The organism is Streptomyces sp. NPDC016309, from assembly GCF_043077235.1.
Lineage (GTDB): Bacteria > Actinomycetota > Actinomycetes > Streptomycetales > Streptomycetaceae > Streptomyces.
The window spans coordinates 398210-415403 of sequence record NZ_JBIBSG010000003.1 but is presented as its reverse complement, the minus strand read 5'-3'; the positions used below and the strand labels follow the sequence as shown (position 1 = coordinate 415403).

At 73.5% G+C, this 17194-nt stretch carries 16 protein-coding genes; 7 read left to right on the top strand and 9 right to left on the bottom strand.

What is annotated here, in order from left to right:
• Nucleotides 1–237 precede the first annotated feature (237 nt).
• Nucleotides 238–1047: an SDR family oxidoreductase gene (locus tag ACF068_RS09675; RefSeq protein ID WP_392273631.1), complete on the bottom strand. Its 810-nt coding sequence runs from the start codon at nucleotides 1045–1047 to the stop codon at nucleotides 238–240.
• A 149-nt stretch (nucleotides 1048–1196) separates the two neighbouring features.
• Here ACF068_RS09675 and ACF068_RS09670 point away from each other — a divergent pair, with 149 nt between their 5' ends.
• Nucleotides 1197–2435: an aromatic acid exporter family protein gene (locus tag ACF068_RS09670; RefSeq protein WP_392273859.1), complete on the top strand. Its 1239-nt coding sequence runs from the start codon at nucleotides 1197–1199 to the stop codon at nucleotides 2433–2435.
• Between the two features lie 122 nt (nucleotides 2436–2557).
• A complete protein-coding gene (locus ACF068_RS09665; RefSeq protein WP_392273630.1) occupies nucleotides 2558–3751 on the top strand; it encodes an amidohydrolase in 1194 nt (397 codons plus the stop codon).
• Nucleotides 3752–3889: 138 nt separating this feature from the next.
• On the opposite strand, the gene ACF068_RS09660 is transcribed toward ACF068_RS09665, so the two are convergent.
• The 4 genes from ACF068_RS09660 to ACF068_RS09645 form a co-directional block, all read right to left on the bottom strand.
• Nucleotides 3890–5356, bottom strand: a complete 1467-nt coding sequence (locus ACF068_RS09660; RefSeq protein WP_392273629.1) for an aminotransferase class I/II-fold pyridoxal phosphate-dependent enzyme — start codon at nucleotides 5354–5356, stop codon at nucleotides 3890–3892.
• 79 nt (nucleotides 5357–5435) lie between these two features.
• Complete coding sequence (locus ACF068_RS09655; RefSeq protein WP_392273628.1) at nucleotides 5436–5744, bottom strand: hypothetical protein; 309 nt, start codon at nucleotides 5742–5744, stop codon at nucleotides 5436–5438.
• Between the two features lie 7 nt (nucleotides 5745–5751).
• A complete protein-coding gene (locus ACF068_RS09650) occupies nucleotides 5752–6165 on the bottom strand; it encodes an SRPBCC family protein (RefSeq protein ID WP_392273627.1) in 414 nt (137 codons plus the stop codon).
• A gap of 314 nt (nucleotides 6166–6479) precedes the next feature.
• On the bottom strand, nucleotides 6480–8024 hold the full coding sequence (locus tag ACF068_RS09645; RefSeq protein WP_392273626.1) for an MFS transporter: 1545 nt from the start codon (nucleotides 8022–8024) through the stop codon (nucleotides 6480–6482).
• Nucleotides 8025–8111: 87 nt separating this feature from the next.
• On the opposite strand from ACF068_RS09645, the gene ACF068_RS09640 reads away from it, so the two are divergent.
• Nucleotides 8112–8903, top strand: coding sequence for an SDR family NAD(P)-dependent oxidoreductase (locus ACF068_RS09640; RefSeq protein WP_392273625.1), 792 nt, complete (start codon nucleotides 8112–8114; stop codon nucleotides 8901–8903).
• Between the two features lie 21 nt (nucleotides 8904–8924).
• Here ACF068_RS09640 and ACF068_RS09635 read toward each other — a convergent pair whose 3' ends face one another.
• From ACF068_RS09635 to ACF068_RS09620, 4 genes are read right to left on the bottom strand one after another with little or no spacing between them, the layout of a single operon-like run.
• Entirely contained in the window at nucleotides 8925–9968 is a 1044-nt protein-coding gene (locus ACF068_RS09635) for a 2-hydroxyacid dehydrogenase (RefSeq protein WP_392273624.1), read from the bottom strand.
• Nucleotides 9969–9985: 17 nt separating this feature from the next.
• Nucleotides 9986–10606: a histidine phosphatase family protein gene (locus ACF068_RS09630; protein ID WP_392273623.1), complete on the bottom strand. Its 621-nt coding sequence runs from the start codon at nucleotides 10604–10606 to the stop codon at nucleotides 9986–9988.
• The gene (locus tag ACF068_RS09625; RefSeq protein ID WP_392273622.1) at nucleotides 10603–12087 is read right to left on the bottom strand and encodes an FGGY-family carbohydrate kinase; all 1485 of its coding nucleotides are present in this window, start codon (nucleotides 12085–12087) and stop codon (nucleotides 10603–10605) included. The genes ACF068_RS09630 and ACF068_RS09625 overlap by 4 nt, the downstream gene beginning before the upstream one ends.
• Nucleotides 12080–13591, bottom strand: a complete 1512-nt coding sequence (locus ACF068_RS09620; RefSeq protein ID WP_392273621.1) for an FGGY family carbohydrate kinase — start codon at nucleotides 13589–13591, stop codon at nucleotides 12080–12082. The genes ACF068_RS09625 and ACF068_RS09620 overlap by 8 nt, the downstream gene beginning before the upstream one ends.
• Before the next feature lie 249 nt (nucleotides 13592–13840).
• Between ACF068_RS09620 and ACF068_RS09615 the strand changes: the two genes are divergently transcribed.
• From ACF068_RS09615 to ACF068_RS09600, 4 genes are all read left to right on the top strand, one after another.
• The gene (locus ACF068_RS09615) at nucleotides 13841–14623 is read left to right on the top strand and encodes a DeoR/GlpR family DNA-binding transcription regulator (protein ID WP_392273620.1); all 783 of its coding nucleotides are present in this window, start codon (nucleotides 13841–13843) and stop codon (nucleotides 14621–14623) included.
• A 383-nt stretch (nucleotides 14624–15006) separates the two neighbouring features.
• Nucleotides 15007–16359: an MFS transporter gene (locus tag ACF068_RS09610; RefSeq protein WP_392273619.1), complete on the top strand. Its 1353-nt coding sequence runs from the start codon at nucleotides 15007–15009 to the stop codon at nucleotides 16357–16359.
• A gap of 2 nt (nucleotides 16360–16361) precedes the next feature.
• Entirely contained in the window at nucleotides 16362–16544 is a 183-nt protein-coding gene (locus ACF068_RS09605) for a hypothetical protein (RefSeq protein ID WP_392273618.1), read from the top strand.
• A gap of 352 nt (nucleotides 16545–16896) precedes the next feature.
• Complete coding sequence (locus tag ACF068_RS09600; protein WP_392273617.1) at nucleotides 16897–17103, top strand: hypothetical protein; 207 nt, start codon at nucleotides 16897–16899, stop codon at nucleotides 17101–17103.
• The last annotated feature ends 91 nt before the right edge of the window (nucleotides 17104–17194 follow it).

Below are 17194 nucleotides of genomic sequence, written 5' to 3'. Positions count from 1 at the left end.
CCGGTGTCGACGGTCGATCGTGCTCGACCGCTTTTCCGGGGCTCGGTTCGCCTCCGGGGCGCTTCAGCCGGTGTCGACGGTCGATCGTGCTCGACCGCTTTTCCGGGGCTCGGTTCGCCTCCGGGGCGCTTCAGCCGGTGTCGACGGTCGATCGTGCTCGACCCCTCGTTCCTCGGGGCCTCCGCGCGTTCTCCCTTTCGACACCGTCGCGCCCCTTCGGCTCACTCGCGCGCCCGTTCAGGGGCGGCGCCAGGCGTCGCTCTCCAGGTGGGAGCCGGCCTGCGGGCCCATGCGGAGCATGCCGCCGTCCACCACCCACGAGGCGCCCGTGACGTACGAGGCCTCCTCCCCCGCCAGGAACGCGATGACGGACGCGACCTCACGGGCGTCGCCCGGCCGTCCCAGCGGCACGCCCGGCCGGGACTGCTTGCGCACGTCCTCGTCCTCCTGCCCGGTCATCGGGGTGGCGATCTCACCGGGTGCGACGGCGTTCACGGTGATGCCGTACTCGGCCAGCTCCAGCGCCATGACCTGGGTGAGCAGCCCGAGCCCGCCCTTGGCCGCGCAGTAGGGCGCCGCCCCGACGCGGGGCTGGTGCTCGTGCACGGACGTCACGTTGACGATCCGCCCGCCGTCGCCCTGCTCGATCATGCGGCGGGCGGCGATCTGGGAGCAGAGGAACGGCCCGACGAGGTCGACGTCCAGCACGTCCCGGACGGTGTCGTACGACAGGTCCAGGAAGGGCGTGGCGGTGCCGGTGCCGGCGTTGTTCACCAGGACGTCGATGCGGCCCAGTTCGCCGGCAAGGTCGTCGACGACGCCCGCGGCGTCCGGCAGCCGGGTCAGATCGAGGTGGGCGACGGCCGCGCGGCGGCCGTGGCCGCGGACCTCCTCGGCGGTGCGCCGGGCGCCCTCCTCGTCGGTGTGCCACGTGATGCCGACGTCCATGCCCCGTTCGGCGAGCCGGACCGCGGTGGCGCGGCCGATGCCGGAGTCGGAGCCGGTGACGACGGCGACGGGGGTACCCCGGTCCACGGGCGGGTTCATCGTGCCTCCTCGGCGGACGGATCGGCCGTCCGGTCGGAACGTCATCGGGGACTTTGGCGATACCACGTGACGGGTGAGGCAAAACGGCGTACGAGGGGTTCCTGGGACTGAAGTGTGCTGAGTGGCTCATGATCGGGCACGTGAAGGGGATGCCCGACGTATCAGCACCCGTGATCAAACTGGTGCGGCGGACCACCGAACCCGTCGCGGCGCAGACGCTGCGCTCCACGGCCGCCGCCGTCATCTCCTTCGTCGTCGCCCTGATGGTCCTGCCCGCACAACCCGCCCCGCTGACCGCCCCCCTGACCGCCCTGCTGGTGGTGCAGGTGACGCTGTACGCGACGCTCACCACCGGGATCCGGCGTGTCAACTCGGTGGTGGTCGGCGTCCTCATCGCCATCGGCTTCACCGCCCTGGTGGGGCTGACGTGGTGGAGTCTCGGTCTGACGATCTTCACCTCGCTGATCATCGGCCGCTACGTACGGGTGGACGAGTTCGTCCCCGAGGTGGCGATCAGCGCCATGCTGGTCCTGGGCGTCTCGCAGGCGGCGTCGGCCGCGTGGCACCGGGTGCTGGAGACACTGATCGGTGCCGGAGTGGGGCTGCTGTTCAACCTGCTGTTCGCTCCGCCGGTGTGGACCCAGTCGGCCGGGGCGTCGATCGACGGGCTGGCGCGCGGGATGGGCCGGATGTTCCGCAGCATGGGCGCCGAGATCGCCGAGGGCCACATCCCGTTCCCGCACGCGGCCGCCCGGCTTCACGAGGCGCGGCGGCTGGACCATGACATCGTCGAGGTCGACGCCTCGCTGCGGCAGGCCGAGGAGAGCCTCCGGATGAACCCGCGCGTGCGGGAGGGCCTGCTGTCCCGCGTGGTGCTGCGGACGGGGCTGGACACCCTGGAGATCTGCGCGGTGGTGCTCCGGGTGCTGACCCGGAGCATGACCGATCTGGCCAAGTTCCGTACGGAGGAGTCGCTGTTCCCCGACGACGTCTCGGCCGGGCTCAAGGAGCTCTTCGACCAGATGGCCGACGCCATCGAGAGCTTCGCGCTGCTGATCACCACCCAGGTGGCCGCCAACGCGGAGGAGGCGGAGGAGCGGCTGACCGCCGCGCTGGCCGCGAGCCGCGCCACCCGCGACCGGGTGGCCGACATGCTGCTGGAGGACGTGCAGGAGCACCCCCGGCAGTGGCAGCTCCACGGCGCGCTGCTCGCCGAGATCGACCGGATCCTCGACGAGCTGGACCTCGACAAGCGCAGCGAACGCCTGATGCAGGAGCTGGACCGCCGCTCGGCGGAGCTCAGCGAGCGCCACCCCCGGCTGGCGGAGCTGCGCCGCCGGCTGCGCGGCGAGGGCGGTACCGAGCGGCGGCCGGGCGTGGAGGCCTGAGCCCCGGTACCCGGTACCGCCTGCAACCGGACGCCTTCACCCGGTACGTCTTCCGTACGCATCGGCTGCCGGGGGCGTGGAACACGTGCCAGTGTCCCGTCCACCGACGAAGGAGGCCCACGTTGTCGGAGAGCCCGGAGCCCGTGTACGACCGGATCAGGGAGGAGGTCGCCGCGCGGGCGGAGCGGCTGTGGGAGGTGAGCCTCGCGCTGCACCGCGCGCCGGAGACGGCGTTCGAGGAGCGGGAGGCGGCGCGGCTGCTGAGCGGCGAGCTGGAGCGGGAGGGATTGGCGGTGGAGCGCGGTGTGGCGGGCCTGCCGACCGCGTTCACCGGCCGGACCGGCAGCGGCGACGGGCCGTGCGTGGCGCTGCTGATGGAGTACGACGCGCTGCCGCTGATCGGGCACGCGTGCGGGCACAACCTGATCGCGGCGGCCGGTCTCGGCGCGGCGCTCGCGGTGCGGGGGGCGCTCGGCGAGGTGCCGGGCTCCCTGCTGGCGGTCGGCACCCCCGCGGAGGAGCGCGGCGGCGGCAAGGTCGTGGAGGTGGAGGCGGGGCTGTTCGACGGGGTCGACGCGGCCCTGATGTTCCACCCGGGCGTCTACGGCTGGGCGCGGGCCCCGCTGACGGCCAGCGCGCAGATCCGGGTGGCGTTCCACGGGCGGGCCGCGCACCCGACGGGCAACCCGACGGAGGGCGTCGACGCGCTCGGCGCGCTGATCCAGCTCTTCAACACCCTGGGCGTCCTGGACCGGCGGCTGCCGGCCGGGTCGCACGTGCAGGGCATCATCACGGAGGGCGGACGGGCCACCAATATCGTCCCGGACTACGCGGAGGGCCTGTTCGGGCTGCGCGGGGGCACCACGGCCGCGCTGGAGGACCTGGTGGAGGAGCTGCGCTCGTGCGCCCAGGGGGTGGCGCTCGCCACGCGCACCCGCGTGGAGGTGACGGGCGTGGGCGGGCGGTACGAGCACTTCCGCGACAACGACGTGCTGTCCGGGCTGTTCGCCCACCATCTCGACCGGGCGGGGATCACCCTGTCGGAGCCGCTCCCGGGGGTGTACCTGGGGTCGTCCGACATCGGCAACGTGAGCACCAGGGTGCCGGCGATCCACCCGTTCGTCGCGATCATGGGCCCGGAGGCGTCCGACCACACCCCCGAGTTCGCCGAGGCCGCGGCGGGCCCGCGCGGACGGCAGGTGATGCTGGCCGCGGCGGAGGCCCTGGCCTGCACGGCGGCCGACGTCCTGCTGCGCACCGATGTCCCCGAACGCGCCTGGACCTCCCACCGGGAGAAGGCCGCGGCCGGCCTCTGACCCCGATGCGTCCCCCGAGCCGGGGCCGTACCGCCGGTACGGCCCCGGTCGCGTGCCCGGGGGCAGCGGGGCAGCAGGGCCCTGGTGCGCGCCGGGGAAGGGGGCGGGGGCAGCGGGGGCAGGGCGCGCCGGGGCCGGTCAGTCCTCGGTGCTGACCCGTACCGTCTTGACCTCCGTGTCGGCGGCGTCCGGGACGACCATGCCGGCCTCCACGCCGCTGCGGAGGTAGTGCAGGACCTCGGAGGTGAGCTTCTCGCCGGGGAGCGCGGCGGGGATGCCGGGCGGGTAGGGCGTGAGCATCTCGGCGCTGACGCGGCCGGCCGCCTTGTCCCACGGCACCTGCTCGACCCGGCCGAAGAACGCGTCGCGCGGCAGCATGACCTGCTCCAGCCGCAGGTCGGCGGGGTCGGGGACCTCCACCCGGCGGGCCGGGCGCAGCTCGTCCGCGTGGGCGGCGACGTCGCGGAAGGCGGTCAGCAGGGCGTGGGCGCTGCGTTCGTCGTCGGCGTGGGTGAGCTGGGCGCTGGTGCGGCGGTGGTCGGACAGGTGCAGGTTGATGTGGTGGTGCTCGCGGATCCAGTCGGCGATGCGGTACCCGGTGGTGCCGAGTCCGGTGATGTCCACGATGACCTGGAGCGGGTCCAGGTCGGCGGCGCGGCCGGGCCCGCAGAAGTCGTCGCGTCCGTGCACCCGCATGCCGTCGATCTCGGCGATCCGCGCCCGTACCGTCTTGGCCAGGGCGAGCGCGTCGTCGTAGAGGGCGTGGCCGTGCTGGACCATCTGGCGGCGCCAGCCGTCGAGGGCGGCGTACACGAGGACGGAGGGGCTGGTGGTGCCGAGGAGGTCCTCGCGGTTCTTGAGGACCTCCGGTTCGATCAGGTCGCCCTGGAGGTGGAAGACCGAGCTCTGCTCCAGGCCGGAGCCCATCTTGTGCACCGAGGTCACGCAGACGTCGGCCCCCGCGTCCATGGCCCAGGTGGGCAGGTCGGGGTGGAACGGCAGGTGCGCGCCCCACGCCTCGTCGACGATGAGCGGTACGCCGTGCTCGTGGCACGCCTCGGCGATGGCGGGCAGGTCGGAGCAGGTGCCGTACGGGGTCGGGGTCGTCACCAGGGCGCCCCGGGCGTCGGGGTGTTCGGCGAGGGCGGCGCGGAAGGCGTCGGCCGACGGGGGGTGGGCCAGGTGGCGTTCGGCGTCCCACTGCGGGTCCACCCAGATCGGCACGATCCCGGCCAGCACGAGCCCGGACACGACCGCCTTGTGCGCGTCCCGCCCGACCAGCAGCTTCTCGTGCGGCCCGGCGACGGACAGCATGGCCGCCTTGATCGACAGGGAGCTCCCGCAGGTGGAGAAGAAGGTGTGCTCGGCCCCGACCGCGTCGGCCATCAGCTCCTGGGCCCTGGCGATGACGCCGTGGGAGGAGGTCCGGTCGTCCAGCCCGCTGGTGGCCAGCACGTCCGACCGGAAGACGGCGTCACCGAGGACGGCCCGTACACGGGGGTCGGCGCCGCGGCCCTGCTTGTGGCCGGGCGGGGTGAAGGGCGTCTGGTTCTCGGAGTGGTACGCGGCGAGCGCGTCGAGCACGGGTGCCTGTGAGTGGTCCATGGCACCCCAGTGCCCCGCGAAACGGGACAAAAACGAGCCCGGCCCCGGGGTGGCTGGGCGGCCCCGGCCGTGTCCGGGATCACGGCCGGGGGTCGACGCGCTGCCAGCGGGGCCGGGCGTCGGCGCCCCGGCGGCCGGCGACGGAGGCGCAGCGCGGGCAGACGCGCCGGACGCGGTCGGCGGCACCGCCGGACTCGGGCAGCGCGTCCTGCCACGGGACGTGCGGGAAGCGGCCGAGCCGGGATCTGCTGAGGGAGAGTCCGCAGACGGTCTGGTTCATGCCGGGTCGCCAGGCGTGGACCTCCCCGGCCGGGAGCCGCCGGCGGCCCTCGTCCTCGTCTGTCCACTGCCCGGAGGCGGCGACCGCGTACCGCTGCGCCGAGGCCATGGGCCGGTCAGCCCGCGGCGTTGTCGACGCGCAGACGGACCTGGTCCTCCAGGCGCTGGAGGCTGTGGTCGAGGGCGTCGTGCACGGGGGCCTCACCGGGGTCGTGGCTCTCGTCGAAGAACGACAGGTGCACCGTGACCTCGCTGGCCCCGCTGCCGATGCCGGCGACCTGGAGCCATCCCGCGTAGGACCCCTGTTCCCTGGTGCCCCATTCGAGGCGCATCTGGTCCTTCTCGGCGCGCAGCAGCGCCGAGGTGTCCTCGTCGGTGCGGTCCTCGTGCACGGTGACGGCGGGCAGCCCTTCCGGGCGCACGTGCAGGGCCTCCGGCAGCCAGTTGTCGAGCTGGTCGATGTTCGCGGCCTGGTCGAAGACGTGCTCGGGCAGCGCCGGCATGGTGCGGGAACGCTCGTACTCGGTCATCGCTCCACCGTTCCTTGTCCGTCGGGGTCCGTCGGGTCCGTCAGGTCCTTCGGGGCCGTCCGCTCCGGTCCACCGGGAGGACGAGTGCCCGGGCCGGCGGATTCGAAGCCGGGCGGGAACGGGAAAGCCCCGGCTGGACGGGGGAACCAGCCGGGGCAGTGTGTGGGGGTCGTGAAGGCGTCTTCACAACCCGACTGAATGAACGATAAACCATTGAGCGGCGTTCGATCCAATCGGCCGCCGTGCGATGCGCGGCGAGGCGACCGGCGCCCCGCGGCGGCCGGACCGGAGGCCCGGAGACCGGCTGCCGCGGCTCAGGTCGCCGTGGAAGCGGTCGCCGCTTCGCCCGGCCCGGCCGGAGTGCCGGACGCGGCGGCCGCCTCCGCGGACAGCGGGGTCGCGATGTCCTCCAGCGACTTCTGCTCGGCCGCCACCGCGAAGAACAGCGCCACCAGTCCGCCCAGCACCATCAGCGTGGCGCCGATGCAGAACGCGAGCACCGTGTCGGCCACCACACCGCTCTCCGTGAGCTTGGCGAAGATCAGCGGCCCGGAGATGCCACCGGCGGCCGTGCCCACGGCGTAGAAGAACGCGATGGCCATGGCGCGGGTCTCCATCGGGAAGATCTCGCTCACCGTCAGGTAGGCGGAACTCGCCCCGGCGGAGGCGAAGAACAGGACCACGCACCAACTGAGGGTCATGGTCAGGGCCGTCAGCCAGCCGTGGGAGAACATCCAGGCCGTGACGAACAGCAGCGCCCCGGACAGCAGGTACGTGCCGGCGATCATCGGACGCCGGCCCCAGGTGTCGAACAGGTGGCCGAGCAGCAGCGGGCCGAGGAAGTTGCCGAAGGCGATGACCGCGAAGAAGTAGCCGGTCGAGCCGGTACCGACGTCGAAGAACGTCACCAGGATCGATCCGAACCCGAAGGTGATGGCGTTGTAGAGGAAGGCCTGGCCGATGAACAGGGCCAGGCCCAGCACCGCCCGCCGGGGATAGGCGCGGCAGAGCGTACGGGCGATCTCGACGAAGCCGACGCTGTGCCGCTGCTTGATGGTGATCGCCCCGGCCGGCTCGGGCAGCGGCCGGCCCGTCTCCGCCTCCACCTCGCGCTCGATGTCCGCCACCAGGCGCTCGGCCCCCTCCTCACGGCCGTGGATGAACATCCAGCGGGGGCTCTCGGGCACATGACGGCGGACGAGCAGGATGACCAGGCCCAGGACGACGCCCAGACCGAAGGAGATCCGCCAGCCCAGGTCCTTGGGGAGGATGTCGGTGTCGAGGGCGACGACCGACAGCAGGGCGCCGCCCATGGCCCCGAGCCAGAAGCTGCCGTTGATGATCAGGTCCACCCGGCCGCGGTACTTGCTCGGGATCAGCTCGTCGATGGCGGAGTTGATGGCGGCGTACTCGCCGCCGATGCCGAAGCCGGTCAGGAAGCGGAAGACGAAGAACCACCACGAGGAGAAGGACAGCGCCGTCAGCGCGGTCGCCGCGAGGTAGACCGCCAGGGTGATGAGGAACAGCTTCTTGCGGCCGAAGCGGTCCGTGAGCCAGCCGAAGAACAACGCTCCCGCGCACGCCCCGGCGACATACAACGCGGCGGCGATGCCGGTGACCTGGGCGCTGCTGATGGCGAGTCCGCTGCCCTCCTCGGAGAGCCGGCCGGCCATGCTGCCGACGATGGTGACCTCGAGACCGTCGAGGATCCAGACGGTGCCGAGCCCGATGACGACCATCCAGTGCCAGCGCGACCACGGCAATCTGTCCAGTCGCGCCGGCACCTGGGTCGTCACGGTTCCGGTCCCGGTCCCGGTCCCGGTCCCGCTGGACGCTTTCCCGAGCTCCCGCTCAGTCATGGATCACCTCCGAGGCGTGAACAGGGCGGGCGGGTACCCCACGCTCGATCCGGTGAAACGGGGCCGGTCCGTGGTACCCGCCGGGCCATGGGAAACGGAAAGCGCCTCGCCGTCGTCACCGGCGCCTCCCGCGGCATCGGGCTGGCGCTGGCCCGGGAGTTCGCCGGCCACGGGTTCGACCTGGTGGTCTGCGCCGAGGACGCCGCGGTGACCACCGCCGCGGAGGAGCTGCGCGGCCGGGGCGCCGACGTCGTGGCCGTCCGGGCCGACCTGGCCATGTACGACGGGGTCGAGCGGCTGTACGCCGAGGTGCTCGCCACCGGTCGCCCGGTCGCGGCCGCCGCGCTGAACGCCGGGGTGGGCGCGGGCGGGGCGTTCACCGAGGTCGCTCTCGCGGACCACGCCCGGGTCATCGACCTCAACGTCAGCTCGACGGTCCACCTCGCGCACCGGCTGCTGCCGGCCATGGTCGCGGCCGGTGAGGGGCGGCTCCTGGTCACCTCCTCGGTGGCGTCGATGGCACCGGGCTCCTTCCAGTCCGTGTACAACGCCTCCAAGTCGTTCCTCCAGTCCTTCGCCCAGGCGCTGCGGGAGGAGCTGCGGGGCACCGGGGTGACGGTGACGGCGCTGATGCCGGGCGCCACGGAGACGGACTTCTTCCGCCGCGCCGGCATGGGCGACACCCGTCTGGGCCGGATGCGGAAGGACGACCCCGCGAAGGTGGCCCGGGACGCGTTCGACGCCCTCATGCGCGGCCGGGGCCGGGTGGTCGCCGGTTCGGTGCCCAGCAAGGCCCTGGGCGCGGCCACCATGCTGCTGCCCGACCGCCTGAAGGCCCTCGGGCAGCGCTTCCTGTCGGAGCCGCGCCCCGGCGGCTAGGACGGTGCCCCAGGACTCGCCTCAGCGCCCCAGGACTTCCGGGTTGGCGCAGTGGGCAAGGGGTTCGCCGCGCAGGAAGCGGGCCGCCTCGGCCGCCACGATGCGGGCCGCCTTGTGGGCCACTTCCCGGCTGGCGCCCGCGATGTGCGGGGTGAGGACGACACCGGGCGTGGACAGCAGCCTCGCCCCGGCGGGGACCGGTTCGGCCGGGAACACGTCGAAGGCGGCGCCCGCGAGGTGCCCGGAGTCCAGGGCGTCGCACACGGCGTCGTAGTCGACGAGGGCGCCGCGCGCGCAATTGACGAGCACCGAGCCGGGGGGCATCGCCGCGATCCGGTCGGCGCCGATCATGCCGGTGGTCTCCTCGGTCACGCGCGCGTGCAGCGACACGATCCGGGACCGGCCCAGCAGCACCTCCAGCGGGACCAGTTCGGCGACGCCCTCCACCGCCTCGGGCTTCACGTACGGGTCGTGCACCAGCACCTCGGCGCCCATGGCGGCCAGCACCCGCGCCACGCGGGAGCCGATCGCGCCGAAGCCGACCAGGCCGACGACCGAACCCTCGATCTCGAAGCCGCAGTTGTCGTAGTCGTAGTAGTCGCCGCGCCAGACGGCGTGCCGGAGGTCGTAGTGCACGTCGCCGATCCGGCGGGCGGCGGCGAGGATCATCGCCAGGGTGTGCTCGGCGGTGGCCACCGCGTTGCGGCCGGGGGCGTAGGCGACGGCGACGCCGTGCCGGGTCGCGGCCGCCAGGTTGGCGTTGACCGGTCCGCCCCGGCTGACGCAGAACAGCTCCAGGTCGGGGCAGGCCTTGAGGACCCGTTCGGTGAGCGGGGCGAGCTGGGTGAGGCAGACGCGTGCGCCGCGCAGTGCCTCGATCAGCTCGTCCTCGGTGCCGGAGGCCTCGTCGACCTCGGCGACCGGGCCGAAGGGGGTGTGCGGCCAGGGCAGCCGGATCTCCCGTACGTCCAGCGTGGCCCCGTCGGGTGCGGCGGCGCGCAGCTCCTCGTGGAGGAGCCGGGGCAGGACGAAGTGGTCGCCGGCGGCGAGGACGGTGAGGGTCACGGGGGTGCTCCCGGGGGTCAGTGGGTGGTGGGGACGGTGGGGGCGTTCAGCCGCAGCAGGGAGGCCTGCCCGCCGGGCAGGAGCCGTAGTTCGGTCAGGGCGCCGTTCTCCAGCGCGGGGAAGACCCGGCGGTAGCGGGCGAGCGGGATGCCGAGGAGCTCGCACAGCACCAGGCGTACGAGGGTGGAGTGCGCGACCACCAGGACGCGGCCGTCGGGGAGTTCCCGGGCGGCCTCCTCCAGACAGGCCACCCCCCGGCCGGCCGCCTTCACCGGGTCCTCGCCGCCGGGCAGGTGATGGGCCACCGGGTCGTCGAGGAAGGCGGCCAGCTCCTCGGGGAACCGTTCGGCCATCTCGCCGCGCGTCAGGCCGTCGCCGCGCCCGAAGTCCACCTCGTACAGCCGCTCGTCGACGCGCGGGGTGAGGCCGAGCGCGGCCGCGGCGGGCGCGGCGGTGAGGCGGGCGCGGGACAGCGGCGAGCACAGGACGGCGTCGAGGCGCTGCTTCGCGGCCCACGCGCCGAGCGCGGCGGCCTGCTCGTGGCCGAGCGCGGTGAGCGGCACGTCGCTGCGGCCGGCGTAGCGGTTGTCCGCGTGCCAGGCGGTCTCGCCGTGGCGGACGAGGATGAAGTCGGTCACTGCTCGGCCTTCCCGCGGGCGTGCGTCGCCACGGCGGGCTCCAGCCAGCCGCGCCGGGTCAGTTCGTCGACGAAGTCGAGGTACACGGGCGTCAGCCGGGCCGTGCGGGACGGGTCGGGGTCCAGGCGTTCACGGGTCCGCACCATGGCGGCGGCCGCCTCCTCCAGCGTGACGCCGGACGCGGTCGCGGCGAGGACCGCCATGCCGGTGGCGCTCTCGGCGTGCTCGGGCAGGGTCACCGGACGACCCAGGACGTCGGCGCGCAGCCGGGACCAGTAGCGGTTGCGGGCGCCGCCGCCGGTGAGGGTGAGCGGGCCGTCGACGGGAGCGCCGAGGTGGTCGAGGTAGTCGAAGCAGAGCCGCTCGACGCAGGCGGTGCCGAGCAGCAGGGCGTGGAACTCCTCGGCGTCGCCGCGTGGGTCGCCGAGGACGAAGGGGGTGGCGTCGGGGGCCCGGAAGGGGAAGCGTTCGCCGCCCCCGCCGGTGAGGGGGTAGGCGACGGCGGTGGAGCCGGTGGCCTCGGCCCGGGCGGTGAGGGCGTCCAGGTCGGCGCCGGGGAAGCGCCGGGCGACGGCACCGGCGCCGCTGCTGGACGCACCGCCGGGCAGCCAGGTGCCGCCGGGGCCGCGGTGGCAGTAGACCACTCCCCCGGGGTCGCGTACGAGGTGGGGGCTGGCGCCCTTGAGGACGAGGGTGGTGCCGAGGACGGAGTTCCAGGCGCCGGGTGTCAGGGCCCCGGCGCCGATCTGCGCGGCGCAGCCGTCGGTCATGCCCGCGACGATCGGGGTGCCGGCGGGGACGGACGTGGCGTCGGCGGCGTCGGCGCACACCGTGCCGAGGACGGTGCCGGGCCGGACGACGTCGGGCAGCAGTCCGGCCGGGACGCCCATCCTGGCGAGTTCGGCGTCCGGCCAGCGCTCGTGGACCAGGTCGTAGCCGGTCTTGAGAGCGTGTCCGGTGTCGGCGGCGACCTGGTGGCCGGCCAGTCGCCAGGTGATCAGGTCGGCCTGGTGCAGCAGCCGGGCGTCGGGGAAGTCGGTGTTGTCCAGCAGCCACAGGAGCTTGGGCAGGGCCCAGGTGGGCTGCATCGCGCGGTAGCCGAGCTCCCGCCACACCTCGCCGCCCGCCCGGTTGGCGCGGGCGGTGTAGGCGCGTGCGCGCCCGTCGTCGTACATGAGGCCGGGTGTCAGGGGGTGGCCCTGCGGGTCGGCCAGCAGGACGGTGCCGGAGGTGGCGTCGACGGCCAGCCCTCTGATCCGCTCGGGCGCGATCCCGGTGAGCGCTTCGCGGCAGGCCGCGGCGAGGGCGGACCACCACTGCGCGGGGTCCTGTTCGTGGCGTACGCCGTCGCGCCGGCCGGTGAGCGGGCGGGACGCGGCGGCGAGCAGTCGGCCGGTGCCGTCGACGGCGACGGCCCGGGCGCTCTGGGTGCCGAGGTCGAGGCCGAGGTGGACGGCGTCGGTGGTCAGGGCGTCAGACATGGGGTGCTTCCCGTACGTCGGTGGCGGCGGGCGACCAGCCCAGGGAGCGGGCGGCGGCGCGCCAGGTCAGGAACGACTCGTGGAGCCCGTCGTAGAACGCGCCGCGTCCGGGGTCGGGCTCCCAGCGGGTGCGCATGCGGACGTACTTCGCGGCGGCGTCGCGCATGCTCTTCTCGGCGCCGCTGAGGACGAGTCCGGTGAGGAAGGCGCCCTTGGCGCCGAGTTCGGTGTCGGCGCTGCGGGCGGTGGGGACGCCGGTGACGTCGGCGATGAGCCGGCACCAGGCGTCGCTGGCGGAGCCGCCGCCGCACAGGCGCAGTTCGTGGACGTCGGTGCCGGACGCCCGGAGGCAGTCGCGGAGGACGAGGGACAGCCCCTCGAAGACGGCGCGCGCCACCTGGGCGGGGGTGTGGTCGAGGGACAGGCCCCAGAAGGCGCCGCGGGCGCGCGGGTCGAGGAAGGGCGCGCGTTCCCCGGCGGGCGAGAGGTACGGGAGGAACGCCGGTCCGCCCGGTTCGGGTGCGGTGGAGAACGCCAGCTCGCCGAGGGCGGCGGGCCCGTCGACGGCGAGGAGGCGGGCGGCCCAGTCGAGGACCTCGGTGCCGGACAGGGTGGGGAAGGCGCGCAGCACGCGGTCCCGGGCGCCGTAGGCGATGCTGATGCCGCACGGTTCGCCCGAGGCGTCCACCCGGCGGGTGACGATCTCGGTGCACAGGGTCGTCCCGAGGATGGCGCACGCCTGGCCGGGCTCGACGACGCCGGCGCCGCGGGCGGTGGCCGCGATGTCGTAGGGGGCCATGACGACGGGGAGCCCGGCAGGCAGGCCCAGTTCGCCGGCGGTGCGGTGGGTGATCCCGGCGATGCGCTCGTCCTCGCCGAGCACCCTCGGCAGGAGCCGGGCGTGCGGGCCGAAGCCGAACAGGTCGATGATGCCGGGGTCGTAGTCACCGGTGGTGTGGTCGAGGAACGGGGCGGAGGCGTCGGACTCGTCGATGGCCGTCACACCGGTGAACTTGAGGAACAGCCAGCCGGCCGCCGTCAGCGCGGTACGGGAGCGCGCCAGGCGCCCGGGGTCGTGGGCGGCGAGCCAGCCGATCACCGCGTTGGGCATCCCGCTGCACGTGAGGGAGCCGTTGCGGCGGTAGGCCTCCTCCAGGACGCCGTCGGCCGCCCACCGGGTGAGCAGGTCACCGGCGCGGCCGTCGGACCAGAGGACGGCGGGCCCGGTGGGGCGGCCCTCGGCGTCGACGAGCCAGCAGCCGTCGCCCTGGGCGGTGAAGCTCACCAGCCGGACGGGCTCGTGGCCGGGGCCGAGCTGGGACAGCGCGCTGCGGACGGTGCGGACAACCCCGTTCCACACGGCGTCCATGTCCTGTTCGGCCCAGCCGTGACGGGGCCGGAGCACTTCGGTGCCGATGCGGGAAAGCGCTGTTTCCTGCCCCTCGTCGTCGAAGACGACGGATTTGATGACGGACGTGCCGACGTCGATGGTGAGAACCGCCATGACTGGAATACCTGCCCCTTCACTCGCGGTCGCCAGGTAAACGTGCGGCCGGACCGGGCGTCAATCGGCCCCGGGATTATCCCGCGGCGGGCGGCGGGCGCCGTGTGAGGACACGCCGCTGCGCCGCTCCGCCGGGCGGCGGCGGGCCACGGTCGTGTTAGGTTCGCGTGAGGTTCGCACACGGTTGCGGCACACCGCTGGAGACGTTCCCACCCGCGGACGGGGCGAACCGGGAAGGAGCCGGACGCCGTGACCCGTGTGGACGCCCAGGAGGAGCGGCGGCGCAGGCTGCGCGATCTGGTGACGGCGGCGGGGTTCGTACGGACCAACGACCTGGCCGACGAGTTCGGCGTGAGTGTGATGACCGTCCACCGCGACCTGGACGCGTTGCAGGCGCAGGGCTGGCTGCGGAAGGTCCGGGGCGGGGCGAGCTGTCTGCCGTCGACGCAGTTCCACGGCAGCGTCAGTGAGCGGATGACCACGATGGCGCAGGCCAAGAACCGGCTGGCGCGGGCGGCCGCGGAGCTGCTGGCGCCCGGGCAGATCGTGATGCTGGACGACTCGACCACCTGTCTGAGTCTGGCCCGGCAGATGGCCGACCACACCCCGCTGACGGTGATCACCAATTCGCTGCCGGCGGTCACGGCGCTGTCCAGGGAGGCCGGCGTCTCGCTGATCGCGCTCGGGGGCACGTACTTCCCGGCGTACGACGCCTTCATGGGACTGCACACGGCGCAGAGCGTGGAGTCCTTCCGGGCGGATGTGCTGTTCATGTCGACGACGGCGGTGACCGGGGACCGCTGCTACCACATGTCGCCGGAGACGGTGCAGGTCAAGCGGGCGATGATGGCGTCCGCCGCGCGCCGGGTGCTGCTGATCGACCACACCAAGTTCGCCAACCAGGGGCTGTACGCGCTGGCGCCGCTGACCGACTTCGACCTGGTGCTGGTCGACGACGCGGCACCGGCCGCCCAGGTGCGGCGGCTGCGGGACATAGGCGTGGACGTCCGGACGGTCCCCACCGGACGCTGACCGGCCCCGCCCCGCCGGTGATCTCACGCCGGTGGTCACACACCGGTGGTCACACCCCGGTAGTCACACACCGGTGTGAAACTCACACCGACTTCACCCGGGTGCCGGCCCGGGCCTCTCCCGGCATCCGGCGGCGGCGGGCCGGTGAGCTGCGGCGATGCCTCTCCCCCTCTTCCCATGGGCGGTCCTTCGGCCGACGATTTCACGCCACACGCCGGGGCGGCGGCGGGGTTTTCCTCCCACTCATTGACGCCGTTTCTCACACGGCCGTTTCATCGTGACGCCTCGGCGCGGCGCACATTCCGGCTCCGCGTGGCCTTCCACGGCGGCGACCGGACGCTTCCGCGCACCGCTCCCGCGCTTTCCCGACCCTTTCGACAAAGGTGGTTCTCGTGGCCGTCGTTCTTGACCCGTCGTCTTCCGCCGAAAACGCACCCGCGAGGAATTGGCTGGACCGGATCGGTATTCCCCGGTCACTCGCCTGGGGATTCCTCGGCGTGCTCGTCTTCATGATCGGTGACGGGGTCGAATCCGGTTATCTGTCGCCCTTCCTCCTGGACCAGGGCATGTCCAGGGAGCGCGTGGCGCTGCTGTTCACCGTCTACGGCGTCACCGCGAGCGTCGCCGCCTGGTTCTCCGGCGCGCTGTCGGACCTGTGGGGCCCGCGCAAGGTGATGATGCTCGGACTCGCCGTCTGGGGCGCGTTCCAGGTGGTCTTCCTGGTGTTCGCCCTGCCGTCGGTGGACTTCGCGCTTCTGCTGCTCAGCTACGGGCTGCGCGGCTTCGGCTACCCGCTCTTCGCGTACGGCTTCCTCGTCTGGGTCACGGCGGTGACACCGGCACGGCGGCTCGGTTCCGCGGTCGGCTGGTTCTGGTTCGCCTTCACCGGCGGGCTGCCGACGCTCGGTTCGCTCGTCGCGAGCGTCGCGGTGCCCGGGATCGGCGCGTACGGCACGCTGTGGCTGGCGCTCGGGCTGGTGGTGGCGGGCGGCCTGATCGCGCTGCTGCTGGTGCGCGAACCCACCGGCAGAGGCCGGCTCGCCCCCGCCGGGGAGCGCCCGGTCGCCACCCTGATCGGCTCGCTCGCGATCGTCTGGCGCAATCCGAGGATCGGCATGGGCGCGGTCGTCCGGGCCATCAACACCGCGCCGCAGTTCGGGTTCCTGGTGTTCCTGCCGGTCTTCTTCACCGACACCCTCGGCTTCACGCTCCGCGAGTGGCTGCACCTGCTCTCCGCGATGTTCGCCACGAACATCGTCTTCAATCTGGTCTTCGGCCTCGTCGGCGACCGCATCGGCTGGCGGCGCACCGTCACCTGGTTCGGTGGCGTCGGCTGCGCGGTGACCACCCTGCTGCTGTACTACGGCACGGTGTCGGCCGGTCACGACTACGCCCTGGCGATGGTCCTGGTGAGCCTGTTCGGCGCGACGCTCGCCGGGTACGTGCCGCTGTCGGCGCTCATGCCGTCGCTGGACCCGGCGCACAAGGGCCAGGCGATGTCGGCCCTGAACCTGGGCGCGGGAGCGAGTACCTTCCTCGGCCCGGCCCTGGTGGGCGCCTTCCTGGGGCCGCTGGGCGTCCAGGGCGTGATGTGGATCTTCGCCGCGCTGTACCTGGCCAGCGCCGTGATGGCCCTGTTCCTGCGGCTGCCGGAGCCGGTAGCGGCCCCGGCGCCGGGGTACTCGTCCGGCCCCGGCCCGGTATCGCGGGCGGGGAACGAGTCGCCGGAGGCGTAGCCATGAGTGATGCGTGGGACTACCCGACCCCCTCCCAGGCCGAGGGGGAGCGGGAGCCGGGTGTCGACGAACACCCCGAACACCCCGACGTGGCCCGTTCGACCCCCTCCCAGGCGGAGGGCGAGCGCCTCGCCACCGAGGAGGAACGGGCCGAGCCGGGCGCCCGGGAGAAGGACCGCGGCTGAGGCGGTGGGGTGAGGGGCGGAGGCCGCGGCGTCCGCCCCTCACCGCTGCGCGATCGCGGTGCGGTGCGCGGTGCGGTACGTGCGGTGCGCGTCGGCGCCGTGCGGTGCGGTACGTGCGGTGCGCTGAGCGCTGCGCTACGCCCGTGCGGTGCGGTGTGCGGTGCGCTGCCCGGGCCGGTGTGGGGTGCCGTGGCGGTGCTGCTGGTGGGGGCGTCACTGCTGGTGTGGGGTGAGATGTGGCAGTCGGCGGGTGCCTGATCTCGTTCGGTACTGGCCCTGCCGGCCGGCCGGCAGGGCCAGTACCAGGGGTTCTTCGGAGCCGGGGGTCCCGGTGGCGCGGATGCTCGGGCCGGTGCTGCTGACCGCGCTGGTGCTGGGCGGCGGTGCGACGGGCCGGCTGGTGCTGGGAGCGCTGTTCGCGGTGGCGGGGGCGGCGATGGAGCCGGCCGTCCGGTGGGCCGGGGGGCGCGGCGCCGGGGCCGGTGACGATCCGGCGCAGGAATGCTTCCGCGATCACCGGGAACCCGGCGGAACGGAGCGGGCTGCCGTGCATAGCTGAACACCAGCCGCAGGTAGGGGCCCGCTCCCCGTCTTCGAGGAGTTGTGGTGATTGATTCACATGGGGTTGAGGAGGACGCTGAGGTCCCGGC

What these genes read in the sequence shown, in the direction of transcription:
- ACF068_RS09605 (WP_392273618.1), top strand. Translation starts at nt 16,362, where the DNA reads ATGAGTGATGCGTGGGACTACCCGACCCCCTCCCAGGCCGAGGGGGAG.
- ACF068_RS09675 (WP_392273631.1), bottom strand. Translation starts at nt 1,047, where the DNA reads ATGAACCCGCCCGTGGACCGGGGTACCCCCGTCGCCGTCGTCACCGGC.
- ACF068_RS09660 (WP_392273629.1), bottom strand. Translation starts at nt 5,356, where the DNA reads ATGGACCACTCACAGGCACCCGTGCTCGACGCGCTCGCCGCGTACCAC.
- ACF068_RS09650 (WP_392273627.1), bottom strand. Translation starts at nt 6,165, where the DNA reads ATGACCGAGTACGAGCGTTCCCGCACCATGCCGGCGCTGCCCGAGCAC.
- ACF068_RS09640 (WP_392273625.1), top strand. Translation starts at nt 8,112, where the DNA reads ATGGGAAACGGAAAGCGCCTCGCCGTCGTCACCGGCGCCTCCCGCGGC.
- ACF068_RS09625 (WP_392273622.1), bottom strand. Translation starts at nt 12,087, where the DNA reads ATGTCTGACGCCCTGACCACCGACGCCGTCCACCTCGGCCTCGACCTC.
- ACF068_RS09620 (WP_392273621.1), bottom strand. Translation starts at nt 13,591, where the DNA reads ATGGCGGTTCTCACCATCGACGTCGGCACGTCCGTCATCAAATCCGTC.
- ACF068_RS09645 (WP_392273626.1), bottom strand. Translation starts at nt 8,024, where the DNA reads ATGACTGAGCGGGAGCTCGGGAAAGCGTCCAGCGGGACCGGGACCGGG.
- ACF068_RS09670 (WP_392273859.1), top strand. Translation starts at nt 1,197, where the DNA reads ATGCCCGACGTATCAGCACCCGTGATCAAACTGGTGCGGCGGACCACC.
- ACF068_RS09655 (WP_392273628.1), bottom strand. Translation starts at nt 5,744, where the DNA reads ATGGCCTCGGCGCAGCGGTACGCGGTCGCCGCCTCCGGGCAGTGGACA.